Source organism: Brevundimonas lenta (assembly GCF_014196335.1).
Lineage (GTDB): Bacteria > Pseudomonadota > Alphaproteobacteria > Caulobacterales > Caulobacteraceae > Brevundimonas > Brevundimonas lenta.
The window spans coordinates 589,387-605,433 of sequence record NZ_JACIDM010000002.1 but is presented as its reverse complement, the minus strand read 5'-3'; the positions used below and the strand labels follow the sequence as shown (position 1 = coordinate 605,433).

General features: G+C 67.3%; 15 protein-coding genes. 13 read left to right on the top strand and 2 right to left on the bottom strand.

All coding sequences use genetic code 11. The features are described 5' to 3' along the window. Position 1: 1 nt before the first annotated feature. Genes GGR12_RS10525 through GGR12_RS10505 form a run of 5 tightly spaced genes read left to right on the top strand, consistent with a single transcriptional unit; the run spans position 2 to position 4,839 of the window. The gene (locus GGR12_RS10525) at positions 2 to 604 is read left to right on the top strand and encodes a cation efflux transmembrane domain-containing protein (protein WP_183204359.1); all 603 of its coding nucleotides are present in this window, start codon (positions 2 to 4) and stop codon (positions 602 to 604) included. Beyond that, the gene (locus GGR12_RS10520) at positions 601 to 2,688 is read left to right on the top strand and encodes a heavy metal translocating P-type ATPase (protein ID WP_207931412.1); all 2,088 of its coding nucleotides are present in this window, start codon (positions 601 to 603) and stop codon (positions 2,686 to 2,688) included. Before GGR12_RS10525 ends, GGR12_RS10520 begins: the two co-directional genes overlap by 4 nt. Next, positions 2,685 to 3,128 carry a CopM family metallochaperone gene (gene copM, locus GGR12_RS10515; RefSeq protein ID WP_183204358.1) on the top strand — a complete coding sequence of 148 codons (444 nt, stop codon included), beginning with the start codon at positions 2,685 to 2,687 and terminating at the stop codon, positions 3,126 to 3,128. Before GGR12_RS10520 ends, copM begins: the two co-directional genes overlap by 4 nt. A gap of 4 nt (positions 3,129 to 3,132) precedes the next feature. Then, positions 3,133 to 3,555, top strand: a complete 423-nt coding sequence (locus GGR12_RS10510) for a hypothetical protein (protein WP_183204357.1) — start codon at positions 3,133 to 3,135, stop codon at positions 3,553 to 3,555. Then, a complete protein-coding gene (locus GGR12_RS10505) occupies positions 3,556 to 4,839 on the top strand; it encodes an acyltransferase family protein (RefSeq protein ID WP_225896981.1) in 1,284 nt (427 codons plus the stop codon). It begins immediately after the preceding gene. 52 nt (positions 4,840 to 4,891) lie between these two features. Here GGR12_RS10505 and GGR12_RS10500 read toward each other — a convergent pair whose 3' ends face one another. Beyond that, on the bottom strand, positions 4,892 to 5,347 hold the full coding sequence (locus GGR12_RS10500) for a DUF411 domain-containing protein (RefSeq protein WP_183204356.1): 456 nt from the start codon (positions 5,345 to 5,347) through the stop codon (positions 4,892 to 4,894). 166 nt (positions 5,348 to 5,513) lie between these two features. Between GGR12_RS10500 and dinB the strand changes: the two genes are divergently transcribed. The 8 genes from dinB to GGR12_RS10460 all read left to right on the top strand — a co-directional run bounded on the left by dinB (position 5,514) and on the right by GGR12_RS10460 (position 15,296). Continuing rightward, positions 5,514 to 6,590, top strand: coding sequence for a DNA polymerase IV (gene dinB, locus GGR12_RS10495; RefSeq protein WP_183204355.1), 1,077 nt, complete (start codon positions 5,514 to 5,516; stop codon positions 6,588 to 6,590). Continuing rightward, on the top strand, positions 6,590 to 7,180 hold the full coding sequence (locus tag GGR12_RS10490; protein ID WP_246328845.1) for an alpha-ketoglutarate-dependent dioxygenase AlkB: 591 nt from the start codon (positions 6,590 to 6,592) through the stop codon (positions 7,178 to 7,180). Before dinB ends, GGR12_RS10490 begins: the two co-directional genes overlap by 1 nt. 185 nt (positions 7,181 to 7,365) lie before the next feature. Beyond that, positions 7,366 to 8,328: an ABC-three component system protein gene (locus GGR12_RS10485; protein WP_183204354.1), complete on the top strand. Its 963-nt coding sequence runs from the start codon at positions 7,366 to 7,368 to the stop codon at positions 8,326 to 8,328. After that, entirely contained in the window at positions 8,313 to 8,825 is a 513-nt protein-coding gene (locus GGR12_RS10480; protein ID WP_183204353.1) for an ABC-three component system middle component 2, read from the top strand. The genes GGR12_RS10485 and GGR12_RS10480 overlap by 16 nt, the downstream gene beginning before the upstream one ends. Further along, positions 8,818 to 10,677, top strand: a complete 1,860-nt coding sequence (locus GGR12_RS10475; RefSeq protein WP_183204352.1) for a coiled-coil domain-containing protein — start codon at positions 8,818 to 8,820, stop codon at positions 10,675 to 10,677. The genes GGR12_RS10480 and GGR12_RS10475 overlap by 8 nt, the downstream gene beginning before the upstream one ends. Before the next feature lie 112 nt (positions 10,678 to 10,789). After that, positions 10,790 to 12,082: a hypothetical protein gene (locus GGR12_RS10470; RefSeq protein WP_183204351.1), complete on the top strand. Its 1,293-nt coding sequence runs from the start codon at positions 10,790 to 10,792 to the stop codon at positions 12,080 to 12,082. Then, complete coding sequence (locus tag GGR12_RS10465) at positions 12,082 to 13,059, top strand: SEC-C domain-containing protein (protein WP_183204350.1); 978 nt, start codon at positions 12,082 to 12,084, stop codon at positions 13,057 to 13,059. The genes GGR12_RS10470 and GGR12_RS10465 overlap by 1 nt, the downstream gene beginning before the upstream one ends. A 236-nt stretch (positions 13,060 to 13,295) precedes the next feature. Further along, positions 13,296 to 15,296 (top strand): ParB/RepB/Spo0J family partition protein, encoded by a 2,001-nt coding sequence (locus tag GGR12_RS10460; RefSeq protein ID WP_183204349.1) that lies wholly within the window; start codon positions 13,296 to 13,298, stop codon positions 15,294 to 15,296. A 63-nt stretch (positions 15,297 to 15,359) separates the two neighbouring features. Here the strand turns inward: GGR12_RS10460 and GGR12_RS10455 are convergent, their stop codons facing one another. Then, positions 15,360 to 15,980, bottom strand: coding sequence for a hypothetical protein (locus GGR12_RS10455; RefSeq protein WP_183204348.1), 621 nt, complete (start codon positions 15,978 to 15,980; stop codon positions 15,360 to 15,362). Positions 15,981 to 16,047: the final 67 nt, after the last annotated feature.

Sequence of the window (16,047 nt, the reverse complement as noted above, 5' to 3'; positions counted from 1 at the left end):
TTTGACGGCTCGCGATCAAACCGAACGTCAGCAGCGTCGCACGCTGTTGACGGTCCTCGCGCTCAACGCCGGACTGGCGGGTGCGCTCGGCGTCGGCGGCGTCACCGCCGATTCCAGCGCCTTGCTCGCCAACGCCGTCGACAATGCATCCGACGCCGCCGTCTATCTGATCAGCTTCCTGGCGATCGGTCGGGACGGGTCGTGGAAGCGGGGCGCGGCCCGTCTGTCCGGGATCATGCTGCTGATCTTCGCCGCCGGCGTCCTGCTCGACGCCGGGCGCCGGTTCCTCGTCGGAACAGAGCCGATCGGCCCGACCATGATGGGGCTGGCCGTGGTCGCCGCCGTCGTCAATCTTATCTGCCTGCACCTGATCCGTCGCCAGAACAGCGGCGACGTCAACATGAAGGCGGCCGAAACCTTCAGCTTCAACGACTTCGCCTCGAACGGCGGCATCCTCGTCGCCGGAGGACTGGTGATGTGGCTGGACCAGGCTTGGCCCGACCTGGTTGTCGGCGTGCTGGTCGCCGCCATCGCCGCCAAGGGTGGGGTCGAAATCCTGCGCGACGCAGCTCGCGCCAAATCCGACAAGGAGAGCGGCGTATGACGTCGACACATTCGTCCGAAGAGCAGACCAAGGCCGCAGACCACGGTCCCGGTGATGGCCACGATCACGGCCATGGCGGCATCCTCGGTCCCAACACCGAGGTGATCTTCGCGCTCTCGTCGGGCGCAGCCTTGGGTGTGGGGTTCGCGCTGGAGAAGCTCGCGCCGGGCGTCCCGACCTGGATCCCGCTCGCGCTCTACCTTGTCGCCTACGCGTTCGGCGGCTTCTTCACCGTCCGCGAGGCGGTCCAGAACCTCCTGCAGAAGCGGTTCGAGATCGATACCCTGATGCTCGTCGCCGCCGCAGGCGCGGCGGCGCTCGGTGCCTGGGCCGAAGGCGCGCTCTTGCTGTTTCTGTTCAGCATCGGTCATGCGCTTGAGCACTACGCCATGGGGCGGGCCAAACGGGCGATCGAGGCCTTGGCGGATCTGGCGCCCCGGACCGCCCACGTGCGGCGTGACGGGCAGGTCGTCGAACTGCCGGTCGAAGAACTGCTGGTCGGCGATACCGTGGTGGTGCGTCCGAACGAGCGCCTTCCGGCCGACGGCTTCGTCGTGGTGGGAACGACAAGCATCAATCAGGCCCCGGTGACCGGCGAGAGCATGCCGGTGGACAAGCAGCCGGTCCCGGACGCCGCCGCGGCGCGCGAGCGGCCGGCCCAGGTCGGATCGGCGTCCCTCGTCTTCGCGGGCACCATCAACGGCGCGGGTGCGATCGAGATCGAGACCACCCGCAAATCGAGCGACACCACCCTAGCCAAGGTGGTCCGGATGGTGAGCGAGGCCGAGACCCAGAAGTCGCCGACCCAGCGCTTCACGGACAGGTTCGAGCGTATCTTCGTACCCGTCGTCCTGGGCTTGGCCTTCGTGTTGTTGTTCGCCTGGGTGGTGGTCGATGAGCCGTTCCGCGACAGCTTCTATCGCGCCATGGCCGTCCTGGTCGCCGCGAGCCCTTGCGCGCTCGCCATCGCTACCCCGAGCGCGGTCCTGTCGGGCGTCGCCCGTGCGGCGCGCGCGGGTGTTCTGATCAAGGGCGGCGCGCCGTTGGAGAATCTGGGCTCGCTCAACGCCATCGCCTTCGACAAGACCGGGACCCTGACCGAGGGTCGGCCCCGGATCACCGACGTCATGCCGGTGCGCGGGACGACGGAAGCCGACCTCCTCGCGATCGCGGTCGCCGTCGAGCGGCTCAGCGACCATCCGCTCGCGGAAGCGATCGCCCGCGACGGCTCTGAACGGCTGGGCGATACCGCGCTCGTGGCCGCGACCGAGCTCAAGAGCCTGACCGGCAAGGGGGTGACGGCCCAACACGGCGGCGAGACGATCTGGATCGGCAAGCCCGAGATGTTCGGGGCCGACGGCGTGGCGGGTCTCGACGACGAGACGACGGCCGTCGTCGCGCAACTGCGCGAGCAAGGGCGGACCCTGATGGTGGTGCGGCGCGGGACGCGAGACCTCGGTGTCATCGGCCTGCTCGACACGCCCCGGGTTGCGGCCGGGCCGGCGCTCGCCGCGCTGCGGGCCCTCGGCGTCCAGCGCATGATTATGATCTCGGGCGATCACCAGAAGGCCGCCCAGGCCATCGCGGAGCAGGTCGGGCTGACCGAGGCGTGGGGCGATCTCATGCCGGAGGACAAGGTCGACGCCATCAAGAAACTCCGCGCGGACGGCAAGATCGCCATGGTGGGCGACGGCGTGAACGACGCCCCCGCCATGGCCACGGCCACGGTCGGCATCGCCATGGGCGCGGCCGGGTCCGATGTCGCTCTGGAGACCGCGGATGTCGCCCTGATGTCCGACGATCTGGCGCAACTGCCGTTCACGGTCGGCCTTAGCCGGCAGACCCGCCGGATCATCCTCCAGAACCTCTATGTGAGCCTCGGCGTGGTCGCCTTCCTGGTGCCGGCGACCATCCTCGGCCTTGGCATCGGCCCCGCCGTGGCGCTCCACGAAGGCTCGACCCTGCTGGTGGTGTTCAACGCCCTTCGGCTGCTTGCCTACCGCGATCCGGCCCGGACGGCCGTCTCAACCGCAATCCCGGCGGGCCCTGCGGCCTCTCCGGCGCTCTCGAGGACATCGATATGAAACGGATCGGATGGGCCTCCGTCATCGCCGTCTTTCTCGCCCTGTCGGCCTTCGCCTTCGGCATGATCTCGCGGCAGGCCCGCGACGTCCCCGATCGGGGCCCGGCCGTGGACGCGCGTCCGATCGACACCGGGGCGAGCCACGCCGGAGGACCGGCCGACAACCCCTCGACGGCGGCCTATCGTGAAGCGAGCGCCCAGATGCACGCGGCCATGAGTATCGACTACACGGGCGACCCCGACATCGACTTCCTGCGCGGCATGATCGCTCACCATGAAGGCGCCCTCGCCATGGCGAAGATCGCCGTCGAGCACGGGGAGGCCCGGGACGTCCGCAATCTGGCCGAGGAGATCATCGCCGCGCAGGACGCCGAAATCGTCCGGATGAAGGTAATGCTTGCCCGCCACGAGGACGCCCCGGTCCCCGCCGGAAGGCCCTGAGTCAGTGGCGGGCAAGCGCTTCACCGTCCGAAGTCGCGACATTCGCTGGCGCGAGGGCCGCTACGGCAAGCGACGGCGATCGCCGTTGTTGAGCCGCCCGCCGAGACCGCGGCCCGTCCTTGATGTGGTGATCGCGCTCGTCGCCAGCCTGATCGCAGGGGGACTCGTGCTCTGCATGGCCTTCCTGCTGCTTGGCTCCTACGGCTTGCCCCTTCATCTGGGGTATGGCGTCATCCTCGCCGGCGTGACCCTCTGCAGCCTGCTGATGGGCCCGCGCGACCGGGGAGGGGTGATGATCACGGCCGGTCTGGCGCTCGTCTGGATCCTGGGAACGGCGAGCCTCTACGTCGTTCGGGACGCTATTCATCTCCGCCCCCACGAACACCGCAAGCCGGCGGCGGTGGTCTTCGGTCGGGAGCCGTCCTGAATGCCGGAGCCTGCCGCGCTTGCGCCGTCGCCTCGTCCCGTCCGGATCGCGCGGGGCGGATGGCTGGACGCGCTGCGCTTCATCGTCGGGGCGCTGATCATCCTCTACCATTTCCGCGAGGCCTCGCCGGTCCCGCTGCCGCAACTGCATCCGGTGTTCGACCGGGGCTATCTGCTCACCGACTTCTTCATCATCGACTCCGGCTATGTCCTGGCCCGCATCTACGGCGACCGGCTCGCCGCCGGCCAGGCCTCGCTGCGCGCCTATGCCCGTCAGCGGCTGCTTAGGGTCATTCCGGCCCATTTGGCCGTCAGCCTCGTGCTCGTGGCCATCGTCGGAGCCGCCGCCCTGGCGGGGATCACGCCGAGCAATCCGCGATGGTTCGACTGGTCGCAGCTGCCCGCGCAGGTGCTGCTGGTCCAGGCCTATGGCGTGCCGGGCGGGCAGGGGTGGAACGCCCCGACCTGGACCCTCTCGGCCCTGATCGGCTGCTATCTGCTGTTGCCCTGGATCTGCCGCGCCCTGTGGCGCTGGCCGCCGGTCGTCGTCGTGTTCGGCGCGACGGTCCTGGTCCTCGCCGCTGACGTCGCCGCCTCGCTCTGGCTCGGCGATCCGATCTACCGCCTGCCGATGCGCTACGGCATCCTGCGCGCCCTGCCGCTGTTCCTGCTCGGGGTCGCGGCGGCCTTCTACGGCGCGCGGGTCTATGTCGGGCCGCGCCTGGCCGGAGCGATCGGCGTCGCAGCCGCCGTCACGCTCATCCTGTTCCAGGCCTTCGGCGCCTTCAGCCTGCTGTCGCTGGGCCTGATGACCGTGATCATCTGGGCCGCCGGCGCCGTGCCGGTGCGCAGTCCCTCACGGCTGATCGAGCATCTGGCCCTGATGTCGTTCTCGATGTTCCTGACCAATGAGGTGAGCCGCATCGTCTGGTTCGGCCTGCTCGACGCCCTGGGCCAGGAGGCCTGGTCGTCCGGCGTTCGCTGGGTCCTGTGGGCCGTCGGCTTCGTCGGGGCCTTCGTGGCGGCGGCGGTCTTCCGGTACGGCTTCGACCGCCCGGTGCAGGTCTGGCTCAATCCGTCCAGCGCCGCGTCGAATCGCGAGCGGGTCGGCATCGAGGCTGATCCGGTCACGCCTGCGGCCCGGCCAAAGCTTCATATGACGGGCAGGGGGCTCAGCCCGGCCGAGTACCGCGCCCAGCATGGCGGTCACCCGCATCAGGCTGACTTTTCGCGCAGCGCCGATGGCGGCGACGGCAGGACGGTGGACGGGAACGAGGCGGACTGACCCGACCGGCCGTGAACCGGTCGCCTGACGACCTCCGCCGGCCTGTCGGGCGTCAGGCGCCGTTGTGCCGGCCGAACACGCGGGTGGAGCCGTCGTTGAGGATCAGGACAGTCGTATAGGGTTCGCGCCCGGCGGCCTCCATGCCCGGCGAGCCCGCGGGCATGCCGGGCGCGCTCAACGCCCGGGCGGCCGGACGCTCGCTGAGCAGCCGGTCGACGTCGTCGGCCGGAACATGGCCCTCGATGGCGTAGGCGCCGACCACCGCCGTGTGACAGGAGGCCAGCCGGTCGGGAATGCCATGCTGGGCCCGGATCGGTGCCAGGTCCTCGCGCTCGACGACCTCGACGGTCCAGCCGGCCTGACGCATGTGGGCGATCCACCCGCCGCAGCAGCCGCACCAGGGGGTCTTGTACGCGGTCATCCGCTTCGACGGCGTGGCGAGGGCCGGGCCGGCGAGGGCGGTCAGGGAGAGGCCGACCAGCAGGGCGCGGCGGGAAGGACGGGTCATGGGCGGCGATCCGGATGCTGCGGCGAAGACGGACACCCTAGACTGATGACCGCCGCGCCGCGAAACGACCCGGTGTCACAGGAGGCGACTGCCGCCAAGCGGCGCAGGCGATAGGGACATGGGGTGTGTGTGTTCCCTTTCTGTTCCGATCTTGGTACAGCGGGATATGAGCGACGGGCCGGTTCGCAAGATCATCCACGTGGACATGGACGCCTTCTTCGCCTCGGTGGAGCAGCGCGACGACCCGGCTTTGCGCGGGCGGCCGGTGGCGGTGGGGTACGCCGCCCAGCGTGGCGTCGTGGCGGCGGCCAGCTATGAGGCGCGGGTCTTCGGCGTGCGTTCGGCCATGCCCTCGACCACGGCCTTGCGCCAGTGCCCGGGCCTCGTCTTCGTCCCGCCCCGGTTCGAGGTGTATCGCGCCGTCTCCAAACAGATCCAGGCGATCTTCGCGGACTACACGCCTCTGGTGGAGCCGTTGTCCCTGGACGAGGCCTATCTCGACGTCACCGACAACCTGCGCGGCCTGCCGACCGCCTCGGAGACCGCCGTCGAAATCCGGGCCCGGATCCTGGAGGAGACCGGCCTGACGGCGTCGGCCGGGATTTCCTACAACAAATTCCTGGCCAAGCTGGCTTCCGACCAGCGCAAGCCGAACGGCCAGTTCGTGGTGCCGCCCGGTCGGGGCGAGGCCTTCGTCCAGACCCTGCCGGTGAAACGCTTCCATGGGGTCGGGCCGGTGACCGCCGCCAAGATGAGCCGGCTGGGCATCGAGACCGGCGAGGACCTGCGGCACCAATCCCTAACCTTCCTGCAACAGCATTTCGGCAAGTCCGGCCCCTGGTACTACGCCATCTCGCGAGGCGAGGATCATCGCGCGGTGAATCCGAACCGCGAGCGCAAATCGTCCGGATCGGAGACGACCTTCGGAAGCGACCTGACCGATCCCTCGGCGATCGAGGCCGGTGTTATCGCCATGGCGGGCGATGTCTGGGGCTGGTGCGAGAAATCGGACGCATACGGGCGCACGGTGACGGTGAAGGTCAAATGGGCCGACTTCCAGCAGTCCACCCGCAGCCGTTCCTTTCCGGAGCCGGTGACGTCCAGGGAGCGGCTCGAAGAGATCAGCCTGCTGCTGGTCCGCTCCCTCTATCCGCCCGCCAAGGGCATCCGCCTGGTCGGCGTCAGCCTGTCCAACTTCAAGGCGCCGGCGGTCTCGGCGTCCGATCAACTCGCCCTGGCCTGATGGGTGTGCAGGCAGACCTCTTCGGCGAGCCGGTCGCCACCGGGCCCGCCGCCCCGGCCGGGTTCCGCTACTGGCCCGATCTCCTTTCAGAGGACGAGCAGGCGAGGGTGGTGCGCGCGCTTCAGGCCTTGTCCTTCAAGCCCTACGAGCACCTCGGCTATCTCGGCAACCGTCGCATCGCCGCATTCGGGCGGCGCTATGATCTGGCGCGCCAGGCGTTGGAGGCGGCCGAGCCTTGGCCGGCGTTCCTGCAGGAGCTGCTAGGCCAGTTGACCGACCGGGCCGGTCTGCCGGCGGAGGATTTCGTTCAGGCGCTGGTCAACGAATATCAACCCGGCGCCGGGATCGGCTGGCACAGGGACCGGCCCGTGTATGGCCGGATCCTCGGGGTCTCGCTGCTCTCGCCCTGCATCATGCGTCTCAGGCAGAAGCGCGGCGCCGGCTGGACGCGGGCCGGCGCGCCGCTCGCGCCGGGCTCGGCCTACCTGCTGTCGGGCGAGGTGCGCCGGGACTGGGAGCATTCGATCACGCCGATGACCGCGCTGCGCTATTCGATCACCTTCCGGACGCTGGCGTGCTTAACGCCCTGATCCCCGCATATCAGGCGCAGCGATCAATCGGCGGCGGCAGCCTCCGGATCATCGTTCTCCGCGAGGATTGCTGTGGTCCTCGCGTATGGGTAGCGTCCTCAGGCGGGAGAGACTCGCTCGGGGAAGTTCTCCAGGCCATGGTGGCGACATACGATCGACAGCTGCTTGCCTTGACGGCGACGGACTTGGAAAAGTTCGTTCGCGACTGGGCGCTTGAGAAGAAGACACAATATTTCAAGGTCGAGGTGTTCAGCGGCTCGGGTGATCGAGGCCGTGACGTCGTGGGCTTTGTTGATCAGACGCTGCATGAGGGCGACTGGGACAATTTCCAGTGCAAGCAGTACGGCAAGACGCTTCCTACCGCCTCGGCCTTCCACGAGATCGGCAAGATTCTCTATTACGCCAGCCTAGGTGAGTTCACCCCGCCTAGGGCATTCTCGTTCGTCGCCCCAAAGGGCGTCAATCGCAACCTGCAGCGCCTCCTGTTCAAACCGGTCGAGTTCAAACAAGCCTTCATTGCGGGCTGGAACGAGCACTGCGAAAACACGATAATCGAGGGGGCCAGCGTGCCTCTGACGCCTGAGTTGACGGCCTTTATCCAAGCCTATGACTTCTCGCGTATTGGCCGCGTAGGCTTGGATGATCTTATCGGCGACCCCGCCGCCAAGCCGGTCCTGTACAAGTGGTTCGGGGCTGATCCCGGCCCGGCACCCCTAGGGGCTACGCCCGATGTCGTCCACGACGACGAGCTTCCATACATCGGCCAACTGCTTGCGGCGTACTCCGAGCGCGCCGACGCGCCCATTGCCGACCATCAGGCCGCAGCGGGCCACCCGCACTTCGGAACCCATCTGGCCCGACAGCGTGAACGCTTCTACGACGCCGACGCCTTCAAACGTTTCTACCGTGACAACACCGACGCGACCGCGATCGAGGCGTTCGAAAGCGACATATATCATGGCGTGGCAGACACCTGCGACGGACCTCACGCCGATGCGCTGAGCCGAGCCGATGCTGTGATGTCACAAGCGGCGACCGTTCAGCCGAGCGGCGTCCTTGCACAGCATTCCCGCGTGAAGGCGAAGCAGGGGATCTGCCACCACTTCGCCAACGAGGCTGAGCCGAGGCTACGATGGCAGAAGCCATGAGCGGCGCCGCCCCCGTCTTGTTCAATAGCCCGCTCGAAACCGGCGTACGGGCGATTGTTGTCCTGAACGCGGCCTATCCCCGCGCTTTCGACGTCACTGAGATCGCCTGGTTCGACCATCTGATCGTCCACACCGGCGATATCGGCGGACCGGAGAGCCTCCATCCAGACGTCCCGCAACGGAGCGGAGAGCTGCTCGTGCGCCGTCGGCTGGTCGAGGACAGTCTGCTGGTGATGCGGCGACTTCACCTGGTGGAGTTCGTGCCCGACGGCGACGCGGGTTTGCTCTATCGGGCGAGCGAGGAGGCCGTAGGTGTCATCGAGTTGATGCGATCGCCCTACTCGATCGCATTGCGGGAACGGGCCGAATGGCTTGCATCCAATGTGCTCTCGCGGTCTCGACCGGACCTTGAGCACCTCGTCGCCGAACGGATCGGGCGCTGGCGGATCGAGTTCCATGGCGGCGACTATGCCGGCGAGACCAGCACCCATGTCTGATCGGATTGTTCTGCGCAGCTTGACCTTCACAGGGCCAGACAAGGTGTCGGCGGCCCTGACGTTCGGCGACAAGCTGACTCTGATCTGGGGCGCGTCCAACACCGGCAAATCCTTCACGCTGAAAGCGCTGGACTTCATGTTCGGCGGCTCAAAGGCCTTGCCGGACATCAACGAGCGCCAAGGCTACGACACCGCGTGGCTGGCGCTTACGCTGCCGAAAGAGGGCGACGTGACTCTGTCGCGTGCTTTGAGTGGGGGCGCATTCTCCCTTCACCAAGGGCACGTCACTGCGCCCGTTGCTGGCGAGAACGCCCGGACCCTGCAGCCCAAGCATGACGCCGTTGCCGATGGTAATTTGTCGGCGTTGCTACTCACTGAAGTCGGGCTGCGCGGCAAAGAGGTCGCCACCAACGCGTTTGGCCAGAAGCGGCCTTTGAGTTTCCGCGACCTCGGCCTGATCTATCTCGTCGATGAAACGAGCATCCAGATCGAACGATCGCCGATCGAAGGCGGGCAGCGTGACGCCCGAACGACCGAGCGAAGCGTGTTCCGACTATTGCTGACAGGTCTGGACGACAGTGCACTCGTGGCGGTCGAAGATCCAAAGACCTTTAACGCCGCCAAACAGGTTCGGCTCGAGGTCGTCGACGATATGATCGCCGAGATCGAGGCTGCGATCGAGGCGGAGTATCCGGACACCGAAGACCTTGAGGATCAGCTCAATCGATTGGAAAGCTCCATCGAGGGGGCAAGTGCCAGCTTCGCCACTCTGCAGACCTCAATCCGCGGTCTCATGGCCGAGAAGCAGACGTTGGCGCGCGCCATTCCGGATGCGTCGAGCCGGCTCGACGAAGTGAACCTGCACATTGACCGCTTCGAGCAGCTTCAAGAGGTGTATGCATCCGACATCGACCGACTGGAATCTCTGGAAGAAGCGGGCTTCCTTCTGGGCCTGTCCGCCGAACGGCAATGCCCGTTGTGCGGAGCCGCGCCAGCCGCCCAGGTCCATGCTCACGACCATCAGGATATCGCGTTGGTGAGAGAGGCGGCTCTGGTTGAGATCGCCAAGATCCGTCGGCAGTCCGAAGACTTGGCAAGCACTCTCGCCACCCTCCGCGATGAGCAATCGCTTCTGGGTGATGAACTCCCCCGCCTCACAGACCGCCTCGATAAGCTCGAGGCCGATATCGCTGACCTAACGCCCCAGGCCGCCCAATCGCAGTCTGACCTGGGACAGATCGTGGCGGCGCGGGACCAGGCTCGACGCGGCCTCGCCCTTCTGGCGCAGCGCGACGAGCTCTCGCGACGTCGGGGCGGTTACGAAGGCGCGAAGGCGACGCCCAAGGCGGATCGGCCTGTCTTGGCCCTGGCCGGCAGCATCACCCATGAGTTCGCCCAGATCGTCAGCGGCGTGCTGGAGCAGTGGGGCTTCCCCGGAGAGCACCATGTCTCGTTTGATGACGAGACCTACGATCTGAAGATTGACGGCAAGGCTCGGGTCGCCAACGGCAAAGGCGTCCGAGCCGTCACGCATGCTGCGTTCAAGGTCGCTCTCCTGTTGTTCTGCCGTGAGAAGGGCTTGCCACACCCGGGCTTCCTGGTCCTAGACACGCCGCTCCTGACTTATCGCGATCCTTTAAAGACGCCGAAGTTCGGAGAGCTCGAGGACGACGAGCGTGCGCTGGCGGCGACCTCGCTCAAGGACCGCTTCTTCGATCATCTGGCTTCGCTGGAGATCGACGCTCAGTTTGTCATTCTGGAGAATGTTGATCCGCCGACCGGACTGGAAACTCGGGCGCATCTGGAAGTCTTCTCCGGGGGTGACGGGCGACGAGGGCTGTTCCCCGTCTAGTCGCTGCTGTCGGCCCGTCTGAACGCCGCCGACTTTGGGTGTGGATCGGTCCTGCGCCTGCTCACGGACCGCCTCGGTTTCGGGAGCCCGTGAGAACGGGTACCGTTGTGTCATGCTGGATTTCCGGAAGCCGCATGCGTTTACGGGCCGCCTTTCGAGAGGCGGTGACGACCAATATGTGGCGTTCAAGCTCACCCTCACCCCGTCCGGATCGCTCGTCTTCGACTTCGAGGAGCTGGCGTTCACCAAGGCTACCGCCTGGCTGCGCGGCCCCGACGACCGCGGTGAGACGGTGTCCTACTTCAGCTTGGTCGCGCAGTCGGGCGAGGTGACGCTGACGACGGATCATCTGCACCTCAACGCCCCCGTTCATGACGATCAGGAGGGGTCTTATCTCGCCTTGAAGGGGCAGGCCCAGCTGGCGACCCTGACAGCCTCTCGGACGCACGAGGAGCCGTTCCTACGTATGGGATTGCGGGCGTTTCAGGGCTTCGGCCGGCATCAGGTCGAGACGGCCCTCGGAACGATCTATGTCGGCGGCGGCCCGGCCAAGCCAGTCGACGACACGATTTCGGGGTTCATAACTCTCGTCGCGCCGTCCGCCGTCGCCGATCGTCCGGCGTGGCGGGCTGAGGCGGGGCGGCTGCTGGAGTACCTCAGGCTTATGACGAGCTTCGCGGCCGGCCGGAGCCTCAAGGGCCCGACCCTTGAGTACGCGAGCGGCACGGAGTGGACGCTTGAAGTCCTCGAGCAGGCCGGCGGGGGCGACACCCATCAGCCCGTCATCCATTTCTTGAACCAACAGGCCTTCGTGCGTGCAGCCGTCGACGCCTGGTTTTCACCGGTGTTCAAGGTCGAGCAGCTGATGTTCGCCCTCGAATGGTACGTCATGGCCGCGGGTTACACGGAGATGCGGCTGGTTCAGGCCATGACCGTTCTCGAAAACCTGAGCCATGCCAACCTGACGTCTCGCCAGAGCCATTTTCTCTCGCCGACGCAGTTCAAACGGCTCTCGACCGCGATGCGGGCTGCGGCTCCAGTGGCTCAAGGCAATCCTGACCTTGAAGCGCTATTGACGGCCCTGCCGGGTAAGATGGCGGACCTGAATCGCCGGCCGCTGAAAGACAAGGTGAGGCTGCTCATGAAGCAGTGGAATGTCCCGGTCGCCGATCTCAATCTCGAGGCGCTGGATCGTGCAGTGAACGTCCGAAACGAGATCGTGCACCGGGGCCACTATCGCGCCGACGAGCCGCGGTCATCGGCAGGATCGGGACTCTGGCCTCACGTGCAGTTCGTTCGGGAGGTCATCGCCCGGATCGTGTTCGCGATGATCGCTTATGACGGCCAGCGGATCGGCTGGATCGGCGGCTATCATCTGACAACCTATCCGCCGTCGGAGGTCTGATGGCGCCCCGGCGTTGGATCACTCCGCCCCAGGATCAATGGGATTTCCCCTGGACGCGCGGCGACCGCTGTCCCTGCGAGAGCGGGAAGCCGTTCGGCGAATGCTGCCTGAGTTCCGATGGCCGCCCCCATCTGAAGCTGGGGCCTATCCACCCGCCGCCGCCGGTCACCGGCTATGCCCACCCCAGATGCTATCTCAACCGGTCTGGCGACTGCTCGCGCACGATCAGCCGGGAGCACTACATCAGCCGGGGCCTGATCAGCCGGCCGGGGCTGAAGGTCAGGGGCATGCCGTGGCAGGCGGAGCCGGTGATGGCCACGTCCGCTGACGCCCTGACATCCAAGATCCCGTGCCAGCGCCACAACTCCGCGCTCTCGCCCCTGGACGCCCATGCCCAGCGCGCGTTTCTGGCTCTGGAGGCCGCGCAGATGCACGCCACCAAGGCGTCCCTGTCCCGCAAGCGGTTCTCGACCCTCGTCTCCGGCGAGGCGCTCGAACTCTGGGCGATGAAAACCCTGGCCGGTCTCTATGCGACGGGCATGGACTTCAAGGTCGGGCCCTACCGGTTCCGCGACTATCCGCCGCCTATGGCGGACATCGCCGACGCCTTGACGGCGACTCCGCCCCGAAGCCTCATGCGTCTGGAGGTGCCGACGGATGCGGACGCGCACGAGGCGTCCCTCGGCCGCTCGGCCGTCTCGACCCTTCCGGTCATCGACGAGGATCAGGGCCGGCTGGTCGGGGTGATCTTCCGCCTGCAAGGGCTGGGATTGAAGTTTCACCTCGACGACGAGGGTGCGCCGGCGCCGTCCGACGCGGGGCTCAGACCCCACATGATCGATGTGGTGGGGCCGGACCGGAGCAGCCGCATCTACGTCAGCTGGGGCGAGGCCCGGCCCGGTCAGATCGTCTTCCTCAAGCTGAAGCCCGCGACGCCGCGCCAGAAGGACACCTGGCGGGCGTCGCAGAAGGGCTAAGGGCTCCGCCCTCGCGCGGGCCAGGGTGAAGCGGCCCCGCCGCCGGACCGGCCGGTCTCCCCGACCTTCCGCGCCGGCGAATGTCGTCACGATGATCATCAGGGTCAGGCTTGTGCAGGTCGGGCGATCCCCCTCCGGCCGGTCCGCCCTGGCCCTTGCTACCCCGGTCTCGCCGACGGGCAGGGTTTCAGGCGCGCAGTTCGCGTGCCTGCAACCCATGCCCAAAGGAGGCAGACATGACTGCTCAATCCATCGAAACCGTCGCAACGGAGCCGCAGCACGGCGCCGAGATCATCGTGCCGCTCAATCGGCTCAAGGCCTCGCCGAAGAATGCGAGGAAGACCCCGCACAGCCCGGCGACCATCGAGGCCTTCGCCGCCTCCATCAAGGCCAAGGGGGTGTTGCAGCCGCCCGTGGTCGAGATCGAGCGGGACGGGGAGGGCGCGCCGACCGGGAACTACCTCGTCACCATCGGCGAGGGGCGGCGTCAGGGCCTGCGGTTGCTGGCCAAGCGCAAGGCGATCAAACGGACCCACCCGGTCCGCTGCATCGTGGACGCGGAGAACGACGCTCATGAAATCAGCCTCGACGAGAACATCACCCGCGAGGCCATGCACCCCGCCGATCAGTTCGAGGCCTTCCAGCGGCTCGCCGTGGAGAAGGCCTATGGCCCGGACGAGATCGGCGCCCGGTTCGGGGTGTCGGCTCAGGTGGTGCGTCAGCGGCTTCGGTTGGGATCGGCGGCCCCGGAGTTGATGGCGGGTTATCGCGCCGGGACGCTGGCGCTCGACCAGTTGATGGCCTTCTGTGTCAGCGAGGATCGGGACCGCCAGCGGCAGGTGTTCGAGCAGATCGGGCCGCATACCCCGGCCTATGCCATCCGGCGCGCCATGACCGAGGCCAAGGTCAGGGCTGATGATCGGCGCGTCCGCTTCGTCGGCGTCGAGGCCTACGCCGAGGCGGGCGGCGGAGTTCTCCGCGACCTGTTCACCGAGGACGGCGGCGGCTGGCTGGAAGACGTTTTCCTGCTGGACCGGCTGGTCGCCGAAAAGCTGGCCGGGCTGGCCGACGAGGCGCGCGAGCGCGAGGGCTGGAAATGGGCCGAGGTCAGCCTCGACTATCCCGACGTGTCCGCGTTCGGGCGGGTCTATCCGGTGGCGGTCGAGCGGTCGGAGGCGGACGCCGCCGAGATCGTGCTCCTGTCCGAGGAGTACGACGGGATCGTCTCCGGGGCGGGCGCGGAAGGTCTGTCGGCGGAGGCGGATGCGCGGCTGGAGGAGATCGACAAGGCCTTGCAGGCGTTCGGCCCGGACTTCGCCTACGCCGACGAGGCCAGGGCGCGGGCCGGGGTGGTGGTGACGCTGGGTCACGACGGCCTCGCCCGGTTCGAGCGCGGACTGGTCCGCGTCGAGGACGTGCCCGCCGATCCGCCGTCGCCGTGGCAGGAGGACGCGGCGGCGGACGAGGGTGCGGACGACCGGCAGAGCGCGGAGGCGGAGGCCTCCGAGAACGAGGCGCCGTCGGCCCTGTCGGATCGTCTGCTGATCGACCTGACGGCCCACAAGACCATGGGGCTGCGCGACGCGGTGCAGGCCGATGTGAATGCGGCGCTGGCGACGGTGGTCCACGCGCTCGCATTGCAGGTCTTCTATCCGGGCTACGGGGTCTGGACGCCGTTGCAGCTTCGGCTGACGACGACCGGGCTGGAGCGGCTGGCGCCGGGGGTGGACGACGGCCCCGCCGGACGCCGGGTCAGCGACCGGTGCGAGGCGTGGGGGGCGCGCCTGCCCGAGCGCCCGGAAGACCTCTGGGGCGTGGTGGCCGCGTTGCCGCCTTCGGAGCAACTGGACCTGATGGCCTGCTGCGCCGGGGTCGGCCTCTACGCCGTGCGCGATCCGCACGACCGGCGACCCGGCGCCTTGGCGCAGGCCGAGACGCTGGCGACGGCGGTCGGGCTCGACATGGCCGGGACGTGGACGGCGACGGCGTCGTCGTATTTCACCCGCGTGTCCAAGGCGCGGGCGCTGGAGGCCGTGACCGAGGCCGTGAATCCGGAGGAAGCGGGTCGGATCGCCGGGTTCAAGAAGGCGGACATGGCCGAGGCCGCCGAGAGGCTGGTGGAAGGGAAGGGGTGGCTGCCCGTTCCGCTGCGAACCGTGTCGGATGCAGCCGAGCCGGAGGATGAGGGCGCGAAGGCACCGCGTGACGACGACGCCTATTCGTTCGCCGCTGAATAGCTCCGTCCGAGACAAAAACTCGCCGCGCGCCCTTTGGGGGCGCGCGGCTTTTTTGTTGGGCTATCAGTGAACATCGTCAGCGATGCTGAGCAGCTCACGAGCAAACTCGAACTCGCTGACGAGCTCGCTGGCCTTTTCCTTCGGCCATTCCTGTTCTCGCAGGGTTGCATAGAGAAGGTCTGTATCGAGCCGTTTGCCCCTCCGATGCACAGCGACAAGGAAGGCCGCCCAACGCTTGAAATCTGCGGGGTGCGATGACCCCGAAGACTGGTTGGCCGCACCCGAAAACTGCACGAGAAGCCGCGCGATCTCGGGTCCGACTTCCGCCGCGAGCGAGGTGCGGGGCAGGGACGTGACCACCGACAACGAGAGCGCCGCCGCCGCCGGCTGAACAAGCTGTTCGAGGAACTCCTGAAGGGCCGCGTTGTAGACGCCCGTGCTGAGGTTGCCGACATCACGGGGAACGATGTTCACGATCTGGATGCCCTCCGGCTCCAGATGCAGCGCCACCCCCAGCGCCGGAAGCGAGCCGTCCGCCTCTCTCGAGAAGACGCGGTAGCTGTCGTCGCCGATGTTCGCCTCGCCTTCCGCCGAGCGCGCCCACGGCGCTTTGGCCGCCTGCGTCATGTGATCAACGAGCGCATCGACCTGCGCGCGCGTCCCGCGAACCTCGAGGTCGCGCATAACTTCCATCATCGTTTTCCCTGCCAAGTGTTCGCATATTGTTCTTAGCGCGAAGCAGGCTAGGGTC